This window comes from Neorhizobium galegae bv. orientalis str. HAMBI 540 (genome assembly GCF_000731315.1).
In the GTDB taxonomy this organism is placed as follows: Bacteria; Pseudomonadota; Alphaproteobacteria; order Rhizobiales; family Rhizobiaceae; genus Neorhizobium; species Neorhizobium galegae.
This window is the reverse complement of sequence record NZ_HG938354.1, coordinates 1354745-1373433: the sequence shown is the minus strand read 5'-3', so window position 1 is coordinate 1373433 and position 18689 is coordinate 1354745. Positions and strand designations below refer to the sequence as shown.

Here is an 18689-nt window from a genome sequence, read left to right as displayed (position 1 = left end):
AGCGGATATGTCCGCTATCCCTTCTCCGCACGGTGAATCGCGCGGCCAGCGCCTTCGAGAGCTGGCCAGCGCCGCGGGTGGTCCGATTGTCAGCATCGCAATTGCCTTCGTCGGTCTGCTGGTGATCATATTTTTCATGGGCCGCATCCTGCCAATCGATCCCGTGCTGCTGATCGTCGGCGATCAAGCGGACGCTTCGACCTACCAGCAGGTCGCCCGGGAAATGGGTTATGACAAGCCGCTGATCCAGCAGTTCTTCATCTATATGGGTGATGCGCTGCAGGGCGATTTCGGCCGGGCGCGACTGACAGGTAACTTGGTCTGGAGCGATATCCTCAATGTTTTTCCGGCAACGGTTGAGCTGGCGACGACGGCGATCGTCATCGGCGCGTTGCTCGGAATTCCGCTTGGTGTCGCCGCCGCAGTCAACCGCGGCAAGCCACTCGATCATATCTTGCGCATCGTCATGCTGATGGGCCATTCCGCACCGATCTTCTGGCTCGGCCTGATGGGGCTAATCGTATTCTACGCCGCCTTGCACTGGGTCGGTGGGTCAGGCCAGATCAGCCTTTACAACATGGATATCGTACAGCGGGTAACCGGTTTCATCACCATCGACTCGCTGTTGGCTGGCGAGACGGAGATCTTCTGGGATGCGATCAGCCATCTCGTCTTGCCCGCAGGCATTCTCGGCTACAGTTCGACCGCATTCATCGGCCGGATGACGCGCAGTTTCATGCTCGACCAGTTGACCCAGGAATATATCACCGCCGCGCGCGTCAAAGGCCTATCGCGTCGACAGGTGATCTGGAACCACGCGTTCCGCAATATCCGGGTACAGTTGCTGACCGTGCTGGCACTCGCCTATGGCGGGCTGCTCGAAGGCACGGTGCTGATCGAGTCGGTGTTTTCGTGGCCGGGACTTGGCCAGTATTTCACCAACGCCTTGCTGATTGGGGACATGAACGCCGTCATGGCCGCCACCCTGGTGATTGGTTCCATCTTCCTCGGGCTGAACCTGCTGAGCGATATTCTCTACAAGATTCTCGATCCAAGGACACGCTGATGCTTCATGGTATTGCCGAAAAGGCGGACGCTGCCGCCGTGCCGCCTGAGACGCTGCAGACCAGCCGCCTGCCGTCATTCTGGCGCATCTTCCGCGCCGACCTGTCGGGCATGCTGGGGCTCGGCGTTGTTTGCCTCCTCATCGTTCTGGCCCTGCTAGCACCGCTGATTGCTCCTTACGATCCCTACCTGCAGTCGCTGACCTCGACACTGCTGCCGCCGAGCGCCGCGCATCTCGCCGGAACCGACGAGCTTGGCCGCGACGTTTTCAGCCGGTTGCTTTATGGTGCCCGCATGACGCTGCTGATCGTCGTTTCGGTATCGGTCCTCGTCGCGCCAATCGGTCTCATCATCGGCGTCTGCGCCGGCTATTTCGGTGGCTGGGTCGACAAGGTGCTGATGCGCATTGTCGACATTTTTCTGGCATTGCCGTCGCTGGTACTGGCGCTCGGTTTTGTCGCAGCACTTGGCGCGGGCACCGAAAACGCGGTGCTGGCGATCGCGCTTACCGCCTGGCCGCCAATTGCGCGCCTTGCGCGGGCCGAGACCCTGACCATCCGCAACTCCGACTTCATCGCCGCCGCCCGCGTCTACGGCGCCACGTCGTTCCGGATCATTCTCGCGCATGTCGTGCCGCTCTGCATGCCGTCGATCGTCGTGAGGGTCACGCTGAGCATGGCCGCGGTCATCCTGACGGCGGCCGGCCTCGGATTTCTTGGTCTCGGCGCGCAACCGCCAAGCGCCGAATGGGGCACGATGATCTCGACCGGACGCAAGGTGATGATCGACCACTGGTGGGTCGCGGCCTTTCCGGGTGTGGCTATCCTGATCACCAGTCTTTCCTTCAACCTGATCGGCGATGCGCTACGTGATGCGCTCGACCCGCGAAAAGGCTGACATGTCAATTCCCAACCCCACTCGCGAAACCACACCGCTTCTGCGCGTCAGAAACCTCAGCGTGAGGTTCGGTCAGTGCTCTGACGCAACTCGGGCTCTTCGCAATGTCAGCTTCGATCTGTCTCAAGAGAAGCTGGGCATCGTCGGGGAATCGGGTTCGGGCAAGTCGACGCTCGGCCGGGCGATCCTGAAGCTGCTGCCGTCGGTTGCCGACGTCTCGGCCGACGAGATGCGCTTCGAAACCACGGATCTTGGCCGGGCCTCAGAAAAACAGATGCTTGCCATTCGCGGCAGCCGCATCTCGATGATCATGCAGGACCCGAAATACGCGCTTGATCCGACTATGCGGATCGGCGACCAGATTGGTGAGGCGGTCGCCCTGCATCTCAAGCTTGGCGGAAGGGGGAGGCGCAACAAAGTTCTGGAACTTCTGGAAGCCGTGGAGATTCGCGGTCCTGAACGGGTCTACGATCTCTATCCCCACCAGGTGTCGGGCGGCATGGGCCAGCGCATCATGATCGCCGCAACGTTGGCAGCCAATCCCAGGATCATCATCGCCGATGAGCCGACTTCGGCACTGGACGTCACGGTGCGTCGCAAGCTGCTGGAACTGCTCGACCGATTGGTGACGATGCAGCAGATCGGCCTGATCTTCATCACCCATGACCTGAACCTGGCGCAGGATTTCTGCGATCGGCTGCTGATAATGTATGCGGGACAGGTGGTGGAAAGCCTGCCCGCCACCGCCCTGCGGCAGGCCCGCCATCCCTATACCCAGGGGCTGCTTGCTAGCCTGCCCCGGCTCGACCTCGAATTGCGGCGCCTTCCCGTAATGGCGCGCGATGCATCCTGGGCCAAGGACATTATCGTGGAGCACAGCATATTATGATCGAGATCCGCGACCTGAAACTGTCCTTCGGCACAGCAAACAACCGCGTCCATCCGCTCGGCGGTTTGAGCTTTTCAGTGCAGAAGGGCGAGACTTATGGAATTGTCGGCGAAAGCGGTTGCGGAAAGTCCAGCCTGCTGCGCTGTGTCGCGGGTTTGGAGCGGGGGTGGACGGGATCGATCAATATCGCGGGCAAGCGTGCTCCGCGGGTCCGCCACGGTGTGGACTGCCGAACGGTGCAAATGGTCTTCCAGGATCCCTACGGAACTCTTCATCCGCGGCACACGATCGGTATGGCCCTGTCTGAACCGCTGCGTGCCCAGGGTATGGAGCGTTCAAAGTCAAGGATTGCCGACGCGTTGCGGACGGTCGGGCTAAATCCGGCCTTCGCGGAACGATTTCCTCACCAGCTCTCGGGCGGGCAACGGCAGCGCGTGGCCATCGCAAGGGCCTTAATCCTTCAACCGGATGTCGTTCTTCTCGACGAGCCGACATCCGCACTCGACGTCTCTGTCCAGGCCGAAATCCTCAACCTGCTCGCCGATCTGAGCGACGATCGCGGACTGACCTACCTTTTGGTCAGTCACGATCTTGCTGTCGTGGCACATATGTGCAGCCGTATCGCCGTTATGCAGAGCGGCAAGATTCTGGAGGAACTAAACGCGACAGATCTGCGACGCGGAAACGTCAGCGAGCCCTATACGCGCGAGCTGATCGAAAGTAGCAAGCTCCGATTGGCGGCTTAGTTGCTTTCCCGCTTACCTGGCTATTGCTCACAAGCAGCTTATAACGGCGCGCAAACAGAACGCAGGTCGTGGGTCGGAATTTGTTCAAGACCTTTCACATTTAACTGCCCAAAAGCGGCGCTAGAGCGGTCGCTGGTTTAAGAGCGGACCCGCGCGCCGGGGGCTGTCGGTCCCGGATTCCGGCGTTGCCGTCTAACCGGCCTACCGGAGCCTCGAATCAAGGAGAAGCCGAGTTCGCTTGAGGGCCCCAGAAATGGCAGGCAAAACGGTGGGTCCGCTGTTCCATCCCTTGTAATGGCCCGATCCCTTCATCCATCCCTTATGGTTAAGCTGCGAGGGCAATGGTCTGAAAGACGTATCTTATCGGCCGGAATATTCGAAACAGGTCGAACATGCGGCTCTTGCTTCATTAGCTCAATCGACAAACTGTGCGAGCAGACGCTCCAGGAACCGAGAACATTTTCCTTGGTTTGGAGGCGATGAAACCGATCCGACCGCACCAGCCCATCCATCCGTGCGCAACGCAAACGATGACTTCCGAGACGACGCCGGCGTGACGGGCGAGATCATCGTCATAAGTCAGGCTCCGCCGAGAGGTGTCTAAAGAAACTCGCTTCGAAGAAGGATGGTGATACCCATGCAGGCAGATTTGTTTAAGGAGCAGGCGCCCTCTTTTCCCGACGGCTTCCGATATTCGCCAAATGTGGTTCCTGCGGTCATGCAGGCTGATCTGGTGCGCCTTATCAAGGAAATGCCGCTGAAGCCCTTCGATTTCATGGCTACGAAGGCAAGCGGCGTGTTGTCTCCTTCGGTTGGAAGTTCGTTTCTCCTTTCACTCGCCGGTGCGGTCAGTCATCATTTGCCCTCGGCATCTCCAGCGCGTGCGCTGCGTCAGAGGCTCGCAAACGCGGTGGGCGCCAAGGCAGTCTAATCATAAAGAGTACTGAGGAAAGCGTTCGCGGGCGCTCTTGCCTCCGGTCAGCCGACCTCCTCCACCGCCAGCGTCCCTTTCCGGAGGGGCCTGATGAGCGACTTCGCAGAGATTGTCGGGTCGAGTCAATCAGTCCAGGCGTTGCGCTCTAAGATGACGATCTGCCGGTCGTGGTGAGGGGGAATGTCCGTCCCCGGCTCCATCGTCAGCAGGGAGTCTAGATAAGACTCAGTGCCTTGGCCGCATCCCTCAAGGATTATCTCGCCGCCTCGGGCATGCGCGGCTACGTCGTCGGCATCAGCCGGCGGTGTCGATCCGCTGACGGCGGCGCTGCTGGCTCAGCAGGGCAGTGCGCGAGCTGCAGGAAAGCGGCCATGCGGCCAAATTCATGGCCGTGCGCTTTCCTTTTGGCGTCCAGGCGGATGAGGCCAATGCGGTGAAGGCGCTGGGAACGAGCGGCGCCGGCCATGCAATGGTCGTCAACAGCAAGGCGCCGGCAGATGCGATGCTTGCCGCCGCACAGGACGGCGGCCTCGCCTTTGCCGATGCCGGCCGCCGGGATTTCATCCTCGTCAATATCGAGGCGCGTCAGCGGATCATTGTCCAGTTCGCCCTTACCGGGGCGCTTGGCAGCCTCGTCATCGACACCGATCAGGCGGCCGAGGCGGTAATGGGTTTCTTCACGAAAATCGGCGATGGCGCAGCCGATATCGTGCCACAGGCCGGCCTCAACAAGCGCCGTGTCCGCCTGCTGGCAAAGCGGGTCAGCGCCCGGACGAGCTGGTGTTCAAGGTGCCCACAGCCGATCTCGAGGACCAGCGGCCGTTGCGCCCCGACGAGGAGGCCTACGGCGTCAGCTATGACGAGATCGACGATTTCCTCGAAGGCAAGCCGGTCGGTGAGGAAATCGTCGATCACCCGAGCGCGGGATTCGTGCGGGCGCGACCCGGTTTACGGCCTGACCGGCTCGCCCGTCCGTCCTGATGAAGCGAGATAGGCATGCGGCGCGAAATAGACGCCGTCGGCATCGAAGGCTTCGAGCTCTTCGGCCTGCAGCGCCTCGCGCACCTTCGGCCGTGCTGCCACCCGGGCCATGAAGCCGTGCAGCGCCGGCCATTGCTTGAGATCGATGTCTGTCCAGGGCGACCAGTTCAGGCAGACGAAGAGATAGGCATCCGCCACCGTGAACGTATCGCCGGTGATATAGCGTCCGGCAAGACGGTCGTTCAGCCATGTCAGCCGCTTCGATATCAGCGCGCGGACCTCTCCATGAACGCTGGAATAAATCGGATTGAAGAGCAGCACCATCGGCTTGTGCAACTCGGCGGTGATGAAGTTGAGATAGGATTGCACCTCGTTGCGGCGGATGTTGCCGACCTCAGGCAATAGGGCTGCCCCTTCGGGCACGCTGTCGGCGAGGAACTGCACGATCGCCGGCCCCTCGGTCAGCACCTTGCCATCGTCGAGCATCAGCGCCGGCACATAGCCGTTGCCGTTGATTGCGAGGTAATCCTCGCCGTTGCTCGTCCTGTGGGTTTGCCGGTCGACCTGGACCAGCTCGATTTCGAGCCCCAGCTCCCGGCAGATGATGTGCGGCGAAAGCGAGCAGGCCGCGGCGTGCATATAAAGTTTCATTGCGGTTTCCTCTCCTTGTGGAGGCGGTCGATGCCGCCCGTTGATAGCGTTTGAACATCTGTACTGTTTCGCATAAAATAACTCTCGTCAAGAATTTAATGCGAAACGGTACAGATATGAAAGACGAGAAAAAGCGTGGCCGTCCGAGGGCCTTCGACGCCAAGGCGGCGCTCGGCAAGGCGCGGGATGTCTTCTGGGACAGAGGGTTTGCCGCCGCCTCGCTCGACAATCTGAGTGCTGCGACCAACCTCAACCGTCCGAGCCTCTACGGCGCCTTCGGCGACAAGGAGGATCTCTATCTCGATACGCTGGAAGGTTATCGGCAGGACGGCATGAATACGCTCGCCGAAGCGCTCGACCCGTCACTGTCGCTTCGCGATAATATCGCCCGTGTCTATGCCGGTGCGCTGGCGATCTATCTGCACGGTGAAACGGCTGCCCGCGGCTGTCTCCTGATCGGCACGGCATCGGCCGAGGCGGTCCAGCATGAGCGGGTCCGCGAGGTGCTCGGCCGCAGCCTCAACGATTTCGACGACGAGATCGAAAAGCGTATGCGCCTCGGCGTCGAAAGGGGCGAGCTTCCTCAAAGCGCCGATCCGCAGATGCTCGCCAGGCTCGCCTCCGCCGTCATGCATTCGCTCGCCGTCCGCGCCCGCGCCGGCGACAGCCGCGAGACGCTGGAAGCGATCGCCCGGTCAGGCGTCGAGCTGATCTGCGGGAGCGCGCCCTAATTTAGAAGCAGTGTTGCGAAGAGTTCAGCATCGGCCATCACGACTGCGGACTGTTCAGCCATCTCAATGATAAGTTCTCTCACCAGCGGCGAGAGAGAGCGGCCGCATCGATCCGGAAGATCGGCGGCCCCGGCTTGACGAAGAGGAAGAACAAGCGGACGTTGGCGGTCGCTACATTGCTATGCGGCATAACCCGTGCGACCCAGACACCACATTGAGGAGGTACCATCCATATCCCGCTCGGAACGCGACATTTTGCGAGGTTCGATAGGGTCATTGGCGCGGCGCCCTCACGAAAACGAGAAGTCCGCGCCGCGGCGACAAATGCAGAGGACATGAGGATGAAAGACTGAACGAAGACTTCCCCTTTTACCATTCCGTCACTTCGCTCGCGCTGATGCCAAGGCTCGGTCGAACGCTACGCGCGATTGATCTACGATCTTGATCAACAATCCACTGTCGACAAAGGCCTGGTTGTCGCCGGCATCAAGCTTTTCCTTACGCTTGAAAAGACCAACAACTTCTGGATGGGCCGGCAGAACGACATCGGCCTTCATGGAGGCCAGCCGGCCGAAGCTTCGACGAAAATCCTCGACAATGGTGGGGTAGCTCTTGTTGTCTACGAGAATGTTGCCGGCGACAGATATACTGCAGGGAAAGACCACCCGGCGAACAGAGCCCCGATCTGGCGAGGTCATCGACCATGTCGTGCATCCCTTGGTGTGTCCGGCCGTGAGGGATGCCGTCAACGTAACATCCCCAAGCGTTACTTTGTCGCCATCGTTCAAAATTCGATCTACCTTGACTGCCGGGAAAACGGCGCCACCGTAGTCGGTATCCCCTTCCTGTCGACCATTCTCTAGTGCTGATTTGTCACCCGCCATCGCTGCCACTTCTGCGCCGGTGCTTTTCTTCAGGCGGCCGATCCCAGCCGCATGATCGAAATGGGCGTGACTGTTAATGATGATCTTTATGTCCCGGAGGCCGAATTCTAGTGATTGGATGTTGCGCTCGATCGACGCAACATTTTCATCGAGCGTAGCGTCCAGAAGGATGGCTTCTCTTCCCGAGATGATGAGATAGGAGGCGAGCCCTTTGGTTCCGACATAATATATGTTGTCGGTGATCCTGAAAGGCGATGCCGGTTCGCTCCAGGCGGCTGGCTGCTGCGCGAAAACCTCCGACGATATTGGAGCCGACGAGATAGAAAGGGCGATGCTCATAAAGATGATTTGTTTCACGAAATATGTCTCCTATTCGACAGCAACCTAAGAACTTGAACCGTCAGCCTCAAACGACAATATCTCGCGCGAGCCATTAGATTTTTTAGGCCTGCCGTCAGATTGGGTAGATGGAGGCGCTTCTTGCTAGGTTTTTATCGCAACCACGGCCGCCCGAATTCTTCGCCATGGCCCCGCGGTCTAGCTCGGCCCATAGGCGCTTCGCGTGACCTGATGTGGTGGACGGCCTCCGCTCCCGGCATCGCAATGTGCCAAAGTGTGGCTGTCGAAGTCACATCGGGAGAGGCGTCCACCACATCAGGTCAGCCGCCAAACAAACCACGCGAGTGCCTGTCCAAGCGGTGCGCCTGCCCACGAGGGAACAGCGACCGCAAGCGCCAGATTGTTGAAAATCGCGGCAGTTAAAAGCCATCCCTCGTAAGCCGACTCATCGAGAAGGCGGTGGATCAAAGTCAGCAATATCCAAATGAAAATAAGTGCCGCCAGCACTTTGAGAGCAGTTATCATCCGGTCAAATCGGAAGGTGGCCCGCCAAAACTGGAACAAGGCGAGGGGGAAATTCAACAAAGCAATCGCAGCCAGAAGCAACCCCAAGGGTTTGACGTCAATCCAATCCACAGGCGTCCCCGCTCACTCGTTGTTTTGTAAAACTAGGAGACGATGGTGAAAAGTTCGCAAACCGCGTTGTCTGCCTCTGGCGCTTCTGTGTCACGATTACTCCGGCGGACCGTGAAACGGCTACTTGGGGGCAACATCAAGACGTTGCTTCAACAACCAGTCCCATAGTTCTGGATCGTTTAGAGCTGCCCTTTCGATATTCGAATGGTCCACGCCTTCCAGGACGCTAAGTCGAGCATCACGTTTCAGAGCCTTGAGGCGTTCGTACATGATGACGGAATCTGAGAGGGGGATGATGTCGTCTTCTGTCCCGTGGAAGACCCAGAAGGCAGCCTTCTCATTGGTCCTGCTGAGGTAGAGAGGTGGCTCGGTTTGTCTGAACAGTTTCGGGCGTTTTTCTAAGTGGGTTTCCGCCTTGATTATGCCGCCACCATCATCGGTGCCAGCGCGTTGAAGTAAGCCTGATCCGGCGTTTGCCGGTCAAGGGATGAATGTGGACGTCGGGTATTGTAAAAGTTCAGATACCGACCGATCCCCGCGCGGGCCTCGGACACGGTCTTGTAGGCGTGGAGGTAGACTTCCTCGTATTTGATCGACCGCCAAAGCCGTTCGACGAAGACATTGTCCCGCCACGCGCCCTTGCCGTCCATCGAGATAGCAATCTCCGCTTTCTTCAGCACCGCCGTGAAGTCGATGGAGGTGAACTGCGATCCCTGATCCGTATTGAAGATTTCCGGCTTTCCATAGCGAGCCAGCGCCTCCTCGACCGCTTCGACACAAAAGTCCGCCTCCATCGTAATCGACAGCCGCCACGACAAAACCCTCCGGCTGAACCAGTCCACGACGGCGCAGAGATAGACGAAGCCGCGCGCCATCGGAACATATGTCAGGTCCATAGCCCATATGTGGACGGCTCCCACTTGCAAGTGTTTTTACAAATATTTTGATCGGATCGCTTGCTTCCATATGTGCGGCCTTTTTGTGTGGTCGCACATGACCACTGGCCATATGTGGACGGCTCCCACTTGCAAGTGTTTTTACAAATATTTTGATCGGATCGCTTGCTTCCATATGTGCGGCCTTTTTGTGTGGTCGCACATGACCACTGGCCAAGATGGTTTCCGCAACTCGTGTTCCTAACAGACCTGCGACCCTTGACGGCCATTGGGCAATGCGGAGTTTCACGCGTCTTGGATCGATCGATCACACCATCTGCTTTTCTCTTGCAAGTTCACAGCATCAGCTCAACACGGTAGCACTCATATCATGCTCACCGAGATGGCCAATCTCCTATACTGCCTGTGTCTGACCTTCTGCTCGCCTGTACCTTTCGCCGCTCACCATGAGCTTCCAGGCGATGCGGGCGATCTTATTGGCGAGCGCCACCGCAACCAGCTTCGGCTTCTTCCTTTGCAAAAGCTCGATCAGCCACCGGGAAGTATGTCTGCTTCGACCTGCTCTGACATATTGAAGAAGGGCAGTTGCGCCAACCACCAATATGCTCCTCAGCATTTCGTCGCCAGCTCGGGTGATCACCCCGAGCCTGACCTTGCCTGCGGTTGAATGGTCCCTGGGTGTAAGACCTATCCAGGCGGCAAAATCGCGACCCGACTTAAACATCTTGGGATCGGGCGTCTTCATCATCAACAGCGATGCGCCAACCGGTCCGACGCCTGGTATTTCGGCCAGCCGCATGCTGCATTCATCGGAGCGATGTAACGCGGTAAGCTTTTCCTCGACTGCTTTCGTTTCCGTAAGCAAATCTCGATACTCAACGCCGTGCATGGAAAAAAGCGCGCGGGCCAGTTCAGGTAGCGATTGATCAGCCGCTATGCGCTCCAACAAAGGCTCGATGCGGCACATGCCGGTGGCCGCGACGATCCCAAACTCCATGGCAAAACCGCGAATCGCATTGGCGAGCTGCGTCCGATTGCGAATGAGTCTCTCTCGCATGCCGACCAGCATCAATGCCGCCTGCTGCTCCGCAGCCTTGACCGGCACGAAGCGCATGGTGGGTCGGCTCATCGCCTCGCACAAGGCTTCCGCATCCGCAGCGTCGTTCTTGCCGCGCTTCACATAGGGCTTCGCCAATTGAGGCGCGATCAGCTTCACCTCATGACCAAACGAACTTAACATCCTTGCCCAATGATGAGATCCACCACAGGCCTCGAGTGCGATGATAGTCGGCGGCGCTTTCTCAAAGAATTTCACCATCTCTTTGCGCGAAAGCTTCTTGCGAAGGATTGGTTGCTCGGCTGCGTTCACGCCATGCAGCTGGAAAACACTCTTTGACGTATCTATACCAATTCGGATAATCTGTTCCACGGACGGTCTCCCTCGATTGAGCTTTCAACGAACTCATTCTGGCACATCGCGATGCCGTTGGGAGCCGTCCACCCCAACAGACCTGGTTGGGCCTCGTAACCGCCAGCTTTCGCAGCAGGTAGGGATAGATTTTGTGCCCAGGCGCTGGTTTGGAGGTGTTCGGGCGGCGATAGATCGCCTCGATGCCCATCTTCTTCATCAGCGTGGCGACGTGAAGCCGCCCGACATTCAACCCTTCTCCTCTCAAAAGCCATTGCAACATCCGACTTCCGGCAAAAGGGTAGTCGAGATGCAGTTCATCGATCCGGCGCATCAAAGCCAGGTCGACGTCCGAAACTGACCGTGGAGAATAGTAGACGCTGCCTCGGCTGAAGCCGAGAAGCTTCGCCTGACGCGCGACCGAAAGTTTGTGTGAGCGGTCGATCATTTCTTTCCGCCCAGCAATCCCGCCTTGCCGAGCGCTCCGGATAAAAAATCGTTCTCCAGCGTCAGTTCGCCGATTTTGGCGTGCAGCGTTTTCACATCGACGGTCGGCCCCGCCGGTTCCGTCTTCGCTTCGTCGCCGAAAACGCCCGTCGCCCCCTCAAGGAGCTGGTCTTTCCACTGTTTGATTTGGTTGGCATGCACATCGAACTGCTGGGACAATTCCACCAGCGTCTGCTCGCCTCTGATCGCAGCAAGCGCCACCTTTGCCTTGAAAGCCGGGCTGTGGTTCCGGCGCGGTCGTCTCGTCATGGTATCTCCTGTTCTCGGCATCTAAGCCGAAGTCAGGCAGAAATTCCACTTATCCTAGCTGTGCAGATTTCCCGAGCCACCTCTGTAGTGACGATTGCCACCACCTGAAATCGGAACTACGGCGGCAAATTTTTGCGGGAACTGTTCTGCCATGGCCCAAGCTCCAAAGCCGCCCCGACTGTAGCCGACGATGTAGATACGGGAGTGGTCAACCCGGTATTTTGAGATGACCTCCTCAAGTGCCGCTTCTACCTTCTCGATGGGATAGAGCAGTTCCTCGCTCGGGTTTTGAGGCGAGAAGACTAGGAACGGGAACTGCTTGCCCTCTTCGATCAATTTCGGCATGCCGCTCGATTTGACCTTCTCGATATCGCCTCCACCCTGGTCACCTCCATGAAGCCATACGACGAGCGGGTAGGAGTCGTTGGACGTCTCATAGCCATTCGGCGTGTACATCAGATACTTGAGGTCGTTCTTCACGGTAGCTGCCGATGTCGTCGCAATTTGATCAGCATGTGCGGGCACCAGGCGTGCACATCCCCAACGCGGCGACCAATGCTGCAGACAAAATCCTTCGCGTCATCCGTTCAACTCCTCCGTAAATGTTAATCAATGGCCGCAAGCGGCCCTGCACCTGAACACTTCGCCTGCCTTCCCGGACTCCGACAACCTGACCGGAAAGGCCAAGTGGGAGGTCGATAATGCTGCCGACAACCGGGGCACGTCGTTACCCGGGGTTTATGTTCGGGAGGTTCGTCTCGACCTCTCGTCGCTTGCTTTCGGAAAGTGTTTCTATCTCGCTGCGCCAAAAATCGGCAGCTTCTTGCGGTTCGTCATCCCATAATCTCGTGCTGACGATGTTGTCATCGAGCTTGGCTTTACGTTTCCCCCCAAGACGAACGTACTCTTCGGCAAGGCGGGCAGCGTCGGTTGATGTTCTACTCATCGTGCGACCCCGTATACGAAACCAACAATCGCCGCCAATGCGACCGACGCGATAGGCTGTAGCCGAATTTGGTATTCGACCTCTTCGCGTACGGTGCGTGCTGTGCTGGCGGCACTGGGCGATAACACCAGTGGAGGGCGTCGAAGCGCGCTTCGCAAAGCCCGCAGCTCCGCTCGTAATTCCTGAAGTTCCTGGCTCGGATTGCTATTGCCGCCGCGAGATGGTCCGGTGTTCGTTGGCAAACTTTCATCGACTGGGTTCGCGGAGGCAGTTACCCCCGTTCTATCATTGTTGTCAGGCATGCTGATCTCCTGTGTTTCTGTCGTTGTTGAAACGGTGACTTCCACAGGGAGTTCCCCTACGATACCCTTCTTGGGGGGCGCAAAGAATGCACAGGGTCACGCTGAGACTTCACGTTTCTCCATCTGGCCGCAAGCTTTTCCTTGCCAGTTCAAACCGGGCGAAAAGGTTGGGCCGGTTGTAAGATGTTCGAGCCCGTAGTTGCTCAGCGTCATCACCCAGCAAATTGCTTGCCACAGCCAACATGACAGCTTTGAACGCTGCGCCGATCAGCTCGACGCCGCCGTAGAAGTCGCTCGCCACGGCCTCGGTGATCCTATCGGGGGCGTCAGCCAGCAGCTCCAGGAGTTCAACAAGCCAATGAGCGGGCGGCAAGCGGTTCGCGTGTTGCATCGACCAGCGCTGACCTTCTAGCTTCTTCATTGGAGTCCTGACGGTATACATCTATCAGGGCAGATGAGGCAGCCCGATCTTTCTCCGTCGCGTTTTTGATTTCGGAGAGGATGGAGTCGAGACCCTCGATCAGCAGATCAGTGTCGCTGCCATGCTTATGCGAAACCGCCAGAGCCATCCGTACCATGGCGGTGCCGAGCTGGGCCGCAACCAGCGCAGCAGTGCTGCCACTGATCGAGGGCCCAGCCCGACCGATCTCAGTGAGCATCGTCTTAAGATCGAGTTGCTGAACTGTCATAAGGACCCCTTAGTCATACCTTGACTGTGAATTCAGGTTCACATGACATAGCGATTATTTCTCGGCTGCCGGAACTCCAGGCACAACGTCCATCTCAACGTTGGCAAATCCGGCATGAGTTCAGAGCCGCGCGAAAAAGGAGCTAAATGGCGCAGCACCCTGCCTCAAGAGGACGGCCGTTTCGCGGCGAAGCTCGGGCTACCGTGGCATTGAGGTCGCGGGGCCCACGCTTCAGCACTTGAGAGGCCCAGATCATCTCGTCTCGAAACTCAGCCTTCGACCATCCGTCCGCGTGAGCCAATAATAGGATCATTGGGTCAGAGAGGATTTCGTTGAGCGTCAGATCGTCATGCCGTGCCATTTCCAATCCTCTCGCGATCCTTGACTGAGCTACCGTGGGGTGTTACCGGTAAGTAACAGATAAGCGTTACCGACCGGTCACACCCATGTCAACCAAATTTCCAGATAAAGCCGCCGATCCTTCTGCACCGGCGGCCATTCCTCCCCGTGAGCGCATCGTGTCTTCAGCGGCGGACCTTTTTCGAAAATTCGGGATTCGAGGGATTGGCGTCGACGCCATTGCGGAGGCCGCCCAGACGAACAAGATGACGCTCTACCGAAAATTCGGTTCAAAAGACGAGCTTCTTTGCGCAACTCTGCGCCAGGTGACGCAACGGGCGGGGGCCATCTGGGACGAGTTGGAGAGAGAGTTCTCAGGCGATGCTGCCGCGCAGTTGAAGCGATGGGTCGAATTCCAGGTGGACCGTCTGGAACAGGAACCCGGCGGTTGCGATCTCGCGAACGCTGCGGTCGAGCTGCGTGACAGCGACCATCCAGCCCACGCGGTTGTTCAGGAATTCAAGAATTCCCAGCGCAACCGACTCGCGGCGGTGTGCGAGGCAGCAGGTTCGTCGAACCCAGAGCTGCTGGCGGACACGTTATCCCTTCTGCTTGAAGGGGCTCGCGTCAGCGTCCAGACAAGTGGGCCTGAAGGGTCGAGCCGACGGTTCAAGGAGTCGTGCGAGGCGACCATCGCGGCTTTTTCATCGAGGTAGCGTTTTCGTCCAATGATGGCCTGGTCTGACCCAGAGGCAAACGGCATGTGATTAAACGTTGAAGTTTGACCCCTTTCGGCGGGGAAGAACGACCCTGGTCTGGCTGGCTTAACATGCTGTTCAATGTGCCTTTTGTTCGGTGTGGTGGGGGGCAACATTCGGCGCCTACGGTAGGGTCAATGCCAAGCCGAAACACAGTCCATCTGACTCGCGGCCGTCTTCCCTCACGCCTTGGCTGGCGCGTTCCTGTGAAAGGTTAGACCGCAGTCTCGTCTGGGAGAGCAAAGATGAGTCGACGGTTTTTGGTGACGTGGACAGAAAATGGCACGTCGCGATCCACCGCGAATTCAACGCCGGTCTTCGGAACCGTCTTGGTCAAGGCGATGGCCAGACGCAGCTCTCCGGCCATTTAAAGCGTACTTAACATGACCGAGGTCTGGAAATCCGTCAACTACATATCGAACGAGGCCGCGGCGTCGGCCACTTCTTTTCGCATTGCGTCCAGCGATCCCCGCAATACCCTGAAGTCGGCGCTTAAAGCTGGCGCTGCGGCTTGCTCCTCCCAATAGAGGAGTGTGTTGTGCCAGCCGGTCGTCGTTTCTATGAGGCCGCGCATTCGCTGCATCGTTCTTTCGTCAACCTTCGCAGCCGCACGTTCCGCATCGCGAGCGAGCTCGACGAGATCGTTGGCCTCGACACCTCAGATCGGTAAAGCCGTCCGGAGCTTGAGGATCTGGCTGTTGATGTCTTCTATCTGTGTTTTTTCCATGCGGCGTAGGTACCGCGCCCATCAAACTATTCAACTGATCAAAACTAAAAGTTGACTCCTCAGTAAAATCCCGCTATTTGTGGTTTATCGATCTTTTGCTTGCTGAACTTTGGTTTCCGCGCGATTAGCACCGCGCCTGACGAACTTCCCTTTCAAAATCAATCGCTATCACCATCCGCAGGGCTCCGGCCTTGCGGTCGCTTATTCTTGCTTTGAAAGGGTTCATCATGACCACAGGCACAGTAAAATGGTTTAACTCCACCAAGGGCTTCGGCTTCATTCAGCCCGACAATGGCGGCGCTGACGCGTTCGTTCACATCTCGGCCGTCGAACGCGCCGGAATGCGCGAAATCGTCGAAGGCCAGAAGGTAGGCTACGAACTCGAGCGCGACGTGAAGTCGGGCAAGATGTCGGCCTGCAATCTTCAGGCGGCTTGATTTTAGGTTCCTGCTTTCCCTTGACCACGGATGTACTGGCACTGTCGAAAGCAAGATATCTGCGAGGCCAGGTGAACAGCCTGGCCTTTTTCCGTTCTCGCGACCTACTTTGGACCACCCATGACACAGGCACATTCAAAATCGCGGCAGCAGGCTGAGATTGCGTTCGAGCACACCCGGACGGAGTTTTTCGCACGCGCTCATGCGGTCGAGGAACTCGACGCGATCGTCCAGGCCCGAGAAGCAAAGACATTGCGGCTACGCGAGGCGCGCCTTGCCAAAGAGGCACAGGGTATCGCCGCCGCCGCCGAGGCCCTTATCAGCAGGCGCCTTAAAAAGCCCTGATCCACTCTAAGGTGGCGGTCCTCTTCCCTGACAAGGGACAATGCTCAGGGAGTTTTCATGACGGCGCACGATACCGAGACCCATCTGGACTGGGGACCAACGCAACTCCGCCATGCATTGGATGCAGCCGGAGTGGCAATGTGGTCCTGGAACGTCGACACGGACGTGTTCGTCATGGACACCCAGGGTTATCGCTTGTGGGACGTGTCGCGGGAGGGTCGACTCTCCTTTGAAGACCTGTCTGCGAAGATCCATCCCGCCGACCGTGACCGGGTGAGGGCCGCGTTCTCCGCAACGCGTGCTGTCGTCGGAGCCTACGAAATCGACTTCCGGATTTTGGTCGGCCAGGATGTCAGGTGGATTTCCGCCCGTGGTCAAGGCAGTGACGCGGGCATCAGGAACCGGAACATGACAGGAATTTTTCTTGACGTCACGGGCCGGAAACAGGCCGAAGAGGGGCATGAGTTGCTGGCAGGGGAAATGAGCCATCGGGTCAAGAACCTGCTGGCCGTCGCTTCCGGACTGACTCAGATCACGTCGCGGTCCTCGAGTTCGATCGAGGATATGGCCAAACAACTGACGCAACGCCTGACGGCCCTCGGGCGCGCCCACGACCTCGTCCGCCCATTGCCCGGTGACCAAGGCGAAGCGGCCTTGCTGGGTGACCTGTTCACGGTACTGCTTGCGCCGTATGAAGACGAAGGCGCGTTCGCAGGGCGTATCAGGGTCGCGGTTCCGCGCATGGGCGTCGGTGAGGCGGCGGCGACCGGCCTCGCGCTCGTCATCCACGAACTGGCGACGAACTCCCTGAAATATGGAGCTCTTTCGATCCCGGAAGGAACGCTTGACGTGTCCGGCAGTATGATTGGCGACGACGTGGAGGTGGTCTGGACGGAGCAGGGTGGCCCCCAGGTCTCGCCCCCTCAAGGAGCCGGCGGGTACGGGAGCGAGCTCCTGTCACGCACGATGACGGGACACCTTGGCGGAACGATCAGCCATAACTGGTCCAAAAGCGGTGTCCTCGTCACGCTAAAGATCGACGGTAACAAGCTCGCGGTCTAGCGAATAGGCAGTTCACGGCCAGCGGGTAGCCATTGGTTGCACATGTTTGCGGAATTCGAGATCGCGTGCTTCGTAACGGCTGAACGCTTGCCGCGTCAAGGAACTAATTGAAACCTCCGAACTCGTCCGTCGTTTCATCAGGATGAACAGGGCCTGTCGGAAAGGATAGCCCATGCGTGATCTTCAACAGTTCGCAACGAGCTCCAACGGCGACCGCTGGTTTCTCGGTAAGCGCGAGGGCGACGGTGAACTCGCCGTCCTTCACCGTGCCAACCTGCCTTCAGGTGGGCACGAGACCGAAACGTTAGTAGCCGACTTCCTCAACACAAAACCGTTCGGCCCGGAACGAGAGGCGCTTCTTCAGGTCTTGGGAGTGGGAGACGACACGGGCGATGACGGCCAGGAAGGTTACACTTCCGCATCCCAATAGGATCTAGCTGGCGAGGTGTCCGGGGCGGCCACCTCTGGGCCTCGACGGTATGGGCAGGGATGCCGCCCGTCAAAGCGATCATTCGCATTTTATTAAGTTTGTTAGCAAAGACTGTTGGACGGGGATCAACGGGAGACGGGAGTTGCGAGTTGTCGCTGCAGCCACTGAGGAGACGAACATGTATTCGCGTACCGTCCTTGTCGTCGACGACGAGCCGCTGATCCGAATGTTGCTGATGGAAGCGCTAGAGGACGAGGGCTTCCACGTGCTAGAGGCGTCCAATGTCTTGGAAGCGGTCGTCGTTTTCGGCACCCATGATATCGACGCGCTCGTGACCGACGTCGATATGCCTGGACCACTTAACGGGTTTGATCTTGTCGACCTTGTTGCGAAGCAAGGACGCCGAATCGCGATAGTCGTCACGTCCGGCCGCCACCTCGGCGGCGACCGTGTGCTACCGTCATCCAGCAAGTTTCTTCCGAAACCTTATCTTATCTCGGAGGTAGTCGAGGCGCTAGCCGAGGTGGTACCCATCGAGACCTCGCTGGCGAGCTAACTCAGGCCAACATGTTGAATCCGCAGGGGCTCCACCCCGAGGCGGGGCAGCAAATAACCGAGATGCGGGTTCTCTCCTCAGAGAACCGAAACGCTTTCGGCTTTCGATTTCCCGGTTTTGCGATCCTGCCCGAGTTCGAAGCTGACCTTGTCGCCCTCCCGGAGCGACCCTCCGCGCTCAAGCGCGGAGACGTGAACGAAAACGTCCTGTCCACCGTTCTCGGGCGTGATGAAACCGAAACCCTTGTCGTCGTTGAAAAACTTTACCGTACCGGTCGCCATGATA

At 58.3% G+C, this 18689-nt stretch carries 21 protein-coding genes and 7 pseudogenes; 14 read left to right on the top strand and 14 right to left on the bottom strand.

Features of this window, described 5'->3' with window-relative positions; translation table 11 throughout:
- The first annotated feature begins 7 nt into the window (after nt 1–7).
- The 5 genes from RG540_RS29100 (at nt 8) to RG540_RS29080 (ending at nt 4528) form a co-directional block, all read left to right on the top strand.
- Complete coding sequence (locus tag RG540_RS29100) at nt 8–1066, top strand: ABC transporter permease (protein ID WP_080725131.1); 1059 nt, start codon at nt 8–10, stop codon at nt 1064–1066.
- Nucleotides 1066–1962 (top strand): ABC transporter permease, encoded by an 897-nt coding sequence (locus RG540_RS29095; RefSeq protein WP_041365709.1) that lies wholly within the window; start codon nt 1066–1068, stop codon nt 1960–1962. Before RG540_RS29100 ends, RG540_RS29095 begins: the two co-directional genes overlap by 1 nt.
- Nucleotide 1963: 1 nt before the next feature.
- Nucleotides 1964–2851 carry an ABC transporter ATP-binding protein gene (locus tag RG540_RS29090; protein WP_041365707.1) on the top strand — a complete coding sequence of 296 codons (888 nt, stop codon included), beginning with the start codon at nt 1964–1966 and terminating at the stop codon, nt 2849–2851.
- Nucleotides 2848–3597, top strand: a complete 750-nt coding sequence (locus tag RG540_RS29085; RefSeq protein WP_041365705.1) for an ABC transporter ATP-binding protein — start codon at nt 2848–2850, stop codon at nt 3595–3597. The genes RG540_RS29090 and RG540_RS29085 overlap by 4 nt, the downstream gene beginning before the upstream one ends.
- A 637-nt stretch (nt 3598–4234) precedes the next feature.
- Nucleotides 4235–4528, top strand: a complete 294-nt coding sequence (locus RG540_RS29080; protein ID WP_155414783.1) for a hypothetical protein — start codon at nt 4235–4237, stop codon at nt 4526–4528.
- A gap of 47 nt (nt 4529–4575) precedes the next feature.
- Here the strand turns inward: RG540_RS29080 and RG540_RS33380 are convergent.
- Nucleotides 4576–4743 (bottom strand): annotated as a pseudogene (locus RG540_RS33380) (SOS response-associated peptidase); the annotation flags it as partial.
- Between the two features lie 27 nt (nt 4744–4770).
- On the opposite strand from RG540_RS33380, the pseudogene nadE reads away from it, so the two are divergent.
- A pseudogene (gene nadE / locus RG540_RS29075) lies at nt 4771–5431 on the top strand (ammonia-dependent NAD(+) synthetase); the annotation flags it as partial.
- A 48-nt stretch (nt 5432–5479) separates the two neighbouring features.
- Here nadE and gstA read toward each other — a convergent pair.
- Nucleotides 5480–6163 carry a glutathione transferase GstA gene (gene gstA / locus RG540_RS29070; RefSeq protein ID WP_041365703.1) on the bottom strand — a complete coding sequence of 228 codons (684 nt, stop codon included), beginning with the start codon at nt 6161–6163 and terminating at the stop codon, nt 5480–5482.
- A gap of 116 nt (nt 6164–6279) precedes the next feature.
- Here gstA and RG540_RS29065 point away from each other — a divergent pair, with 116 nt between their 5' ends.
- Nucleotides 6280–6894, top strand: a complete 615-nt coding sequence (locus RG540_RS29065; RefSeq protein ID WP_041365701.1) for a TetR/AcrR family transcriptional regulator — start codon at nt 6280–6282, stop codon at nt 6892–6894.
- Here RG540_RS29065 and RG540_RS33375 read toward each other — a convergent pair.
- The 11 genes and pseudogenes from RG540_RS33375 to RG540_RS33705 form a co-directional block, all read right to left on the bottom strand.
- Nucleotides 6894–7171: pseudogene (locus tag RG540_RS33375) on the bottom strand (AraC family transcriptional regulator); the annotation flags it as partial. The gene RG540_RS29065 and the pseudogene RG540_RS33375 overlap by 1 nt on opposite strands.
- Before the next feature lie 103 nt (nt 7172–7274).
- Nucleotides 7275–8135 (bottom strand): subclass B3 metallo-beta-lactamase, encoded by an 861-nt coding sequence (gene bla, locus RG540_RS29060; protein WP_041365699.1) that lies wholly within the window; start codon nt 8133–8135, stop codon nt 7275–7277.
- Between the two features lie 297 nt (nt 8136–8432).
- Nucleotides 8433–8753, bottom strand: coding sequence for a hypothetical protein (locus tag RG540_RS29055; RefSeq protein WP_041365697.1), 321 nt, complete (start codon nt 8751–8753; stop codon nt 8433–8435).
- Between the two features lie 120 nt (nt 8754–8873).
- Nucleotides 8874–9110, bottom strand: a pseudogene (locus RG540_RS33370) (phospholipase); the annotation flags it as partial.
- Nucleotides 9111–9172: 62 nt separating this feature from the next.
- Nucleotides 9173–9658, bottom strand: a pseudogene (locus RG540_RS29050) (IS3 family transposase); the annotation flags it as partial.
- A 385-nt stretch (nt 9659–10043) separates the two neighbouring features.
- Nucleotides 10044–11078 carry an IS110 family RNA-guided transposase gene (locus tag RG540_RS29045; RefSeq protein ID WP_041365349.1) on the bottom strand — a complete coding sequence of 345 codons (1035 nt, stop codon included), beginning with the start codon at nt 11076–11078 and terminating at the stop codon, nt 10044–10046.
- Nucleotides 11079–11157: 79 nt separating this feature from the next.
- Nucleotides 11158–11813 (bottom strand): annotated as a pseudogene (locus RG540_RS32145) (IS3 family transposase); the annotation flags it as partial.
- An 84-nt stretch (nt 11814–11897) separates the two neighbouring features.
- Nucleotides 11898–12396: pseudogene (locus RG540_RS29035) on the bottom strand (carboxylesterase family protein); the annotation flags it as partial.
- A gap of 144 nt (nt 12397–12540) precedes the next feature.
- Nucleotides 12541–12759, bottom strand: coding sequence for a hypothetical protein (locus tag RG540_RS32140; protein ID WP_080725130.1), 219 nt, complete (start codon nt 12757–12759; stop codon nt 12541–12543).
- 411 nt (nt 12760–13170) lie between these two features.
- A complete protein-coding gene (locus RG540_RS32780; protein ID WP_155414744.1) occupies nt 13171–13482 on the bottom strand; it encodes a hypothetical protein in 312 nt (103 codons plus the stop codon).
- Nucleotides 13409–13630, bottom strand: a complete 222-nt coding sequence (locus tag RG540_RS33705) for a hypothetical protein (protein ID WP_407668988.1) — start codon at nt 13628–13630, stop codon at nt 13409–13411. The genes RG540_RS32780 and RG540_RS33705 overlap by 74 nt, the downstream gene beginning before the upstream one ends.
- Nucleotides 13631–14196: 566 nt before the next feature.
- Between RG540_RS33705 and RG540_RS29020 the strand changes: the two genes are divergently transcribed.
- The 7 genes from RG540_RS29020 (at nt 14197) to RG540_RS28995 (ending at nt 18404) form a co-directional block, all read left to right on the top strand.
- Complete coding sequence (locus RG540_RS29020; RefSeq protein WP_041365689.1) at nt 14197–14805, top strand: TetR/AcrR family transcriptional regulator; 609 nt, start codon at nt 14197–14199, stop codon at nt 14803–14805.
- A 580-nt stretch (nt 14806–15385) separates the two neighbouring features.
- The gene (locus RG540_RS33515) at nt 15386–15517 is read left to right on the top strand and encodes a hypothetical protein (protein ID WP_255761375.1); all 132 of its coding nucleotides are present in this window, start codon (nt 15386–15388) and stop codon (nt 15515–15517) included.
- A gap of 284 nt (nt 15518–15801) precedes the next feature.
- Nucleotides 15802–16011 (top strand): cold-shock protein, encoded by a 210-nt coding sequence (locus tag RG540_RS29015; protein ID WP_041365687.1) that lies wholly within the window; start codon nt 15802–15804, stop codon nt 16009–16011.
- A gap of 120 nt (nt 16012–16131) precedes the next feature.
- Complete coding sequence (locus RG540_RS29010; protein WP_041365684.1) at nt 16132–16356, top strand: hypothetical protein; 225 nt, start codon at nt 16132–16134, stop codon at nt 16354–16356.
- A gap of 57 nt (nt 16357–16413) precedes the next feature.
- Entirely contained in the window at nt 16414–17418 is a 1005-nt protein-coding gene (locus tag RG540_RS29005) for a sensor histidine kinase (protein WP_041365682.1), read from the top strand.
- Nucleotides 17419–17590: 172 nt separating this feature from the next.
- Nucleotides 17591–17848 (top strand): hypothetical protein, encoded by a 258-nt coding sequence (locus RG540_RS29000; protein ID WP_046601103.1) that lies wholly within the window; start codon nt 17591–17593, stop codon nt 17846–17848.
- A gap of 178 nt (nt 17849–18026) precedes the next feature.
- Nucleotides 18027–18404 (top strand): response regulator, encoded by a 378-nt coding sequence (locus tag RG540_RS28995; protein WP_041366557.1) that lies wholly within the window; start codon nt 18027–18029, stop codon nt 18402–18404.
- A gap of 77 nt (nt 18405–18481) precedes the next feature.
- On the opposite strand, the gene RG540_RS28990 is transcribed toward RG540_RS28995, so the two are convergent.
- Nucleotides 18482–18685 carry a cold-shock protein gene (locus RG540_RS28990; protein ID WP_041365680.1) on the bottom strand — a complete coding sequence of 68 codons (204 nt, stop codon included), beginning with the start codon at nt 18683–18685 and terminating at the stop codon, nt 18482–18484.
- Between the last annotated feature and the right edge of the window lie 4 nt (nt 18686–18689).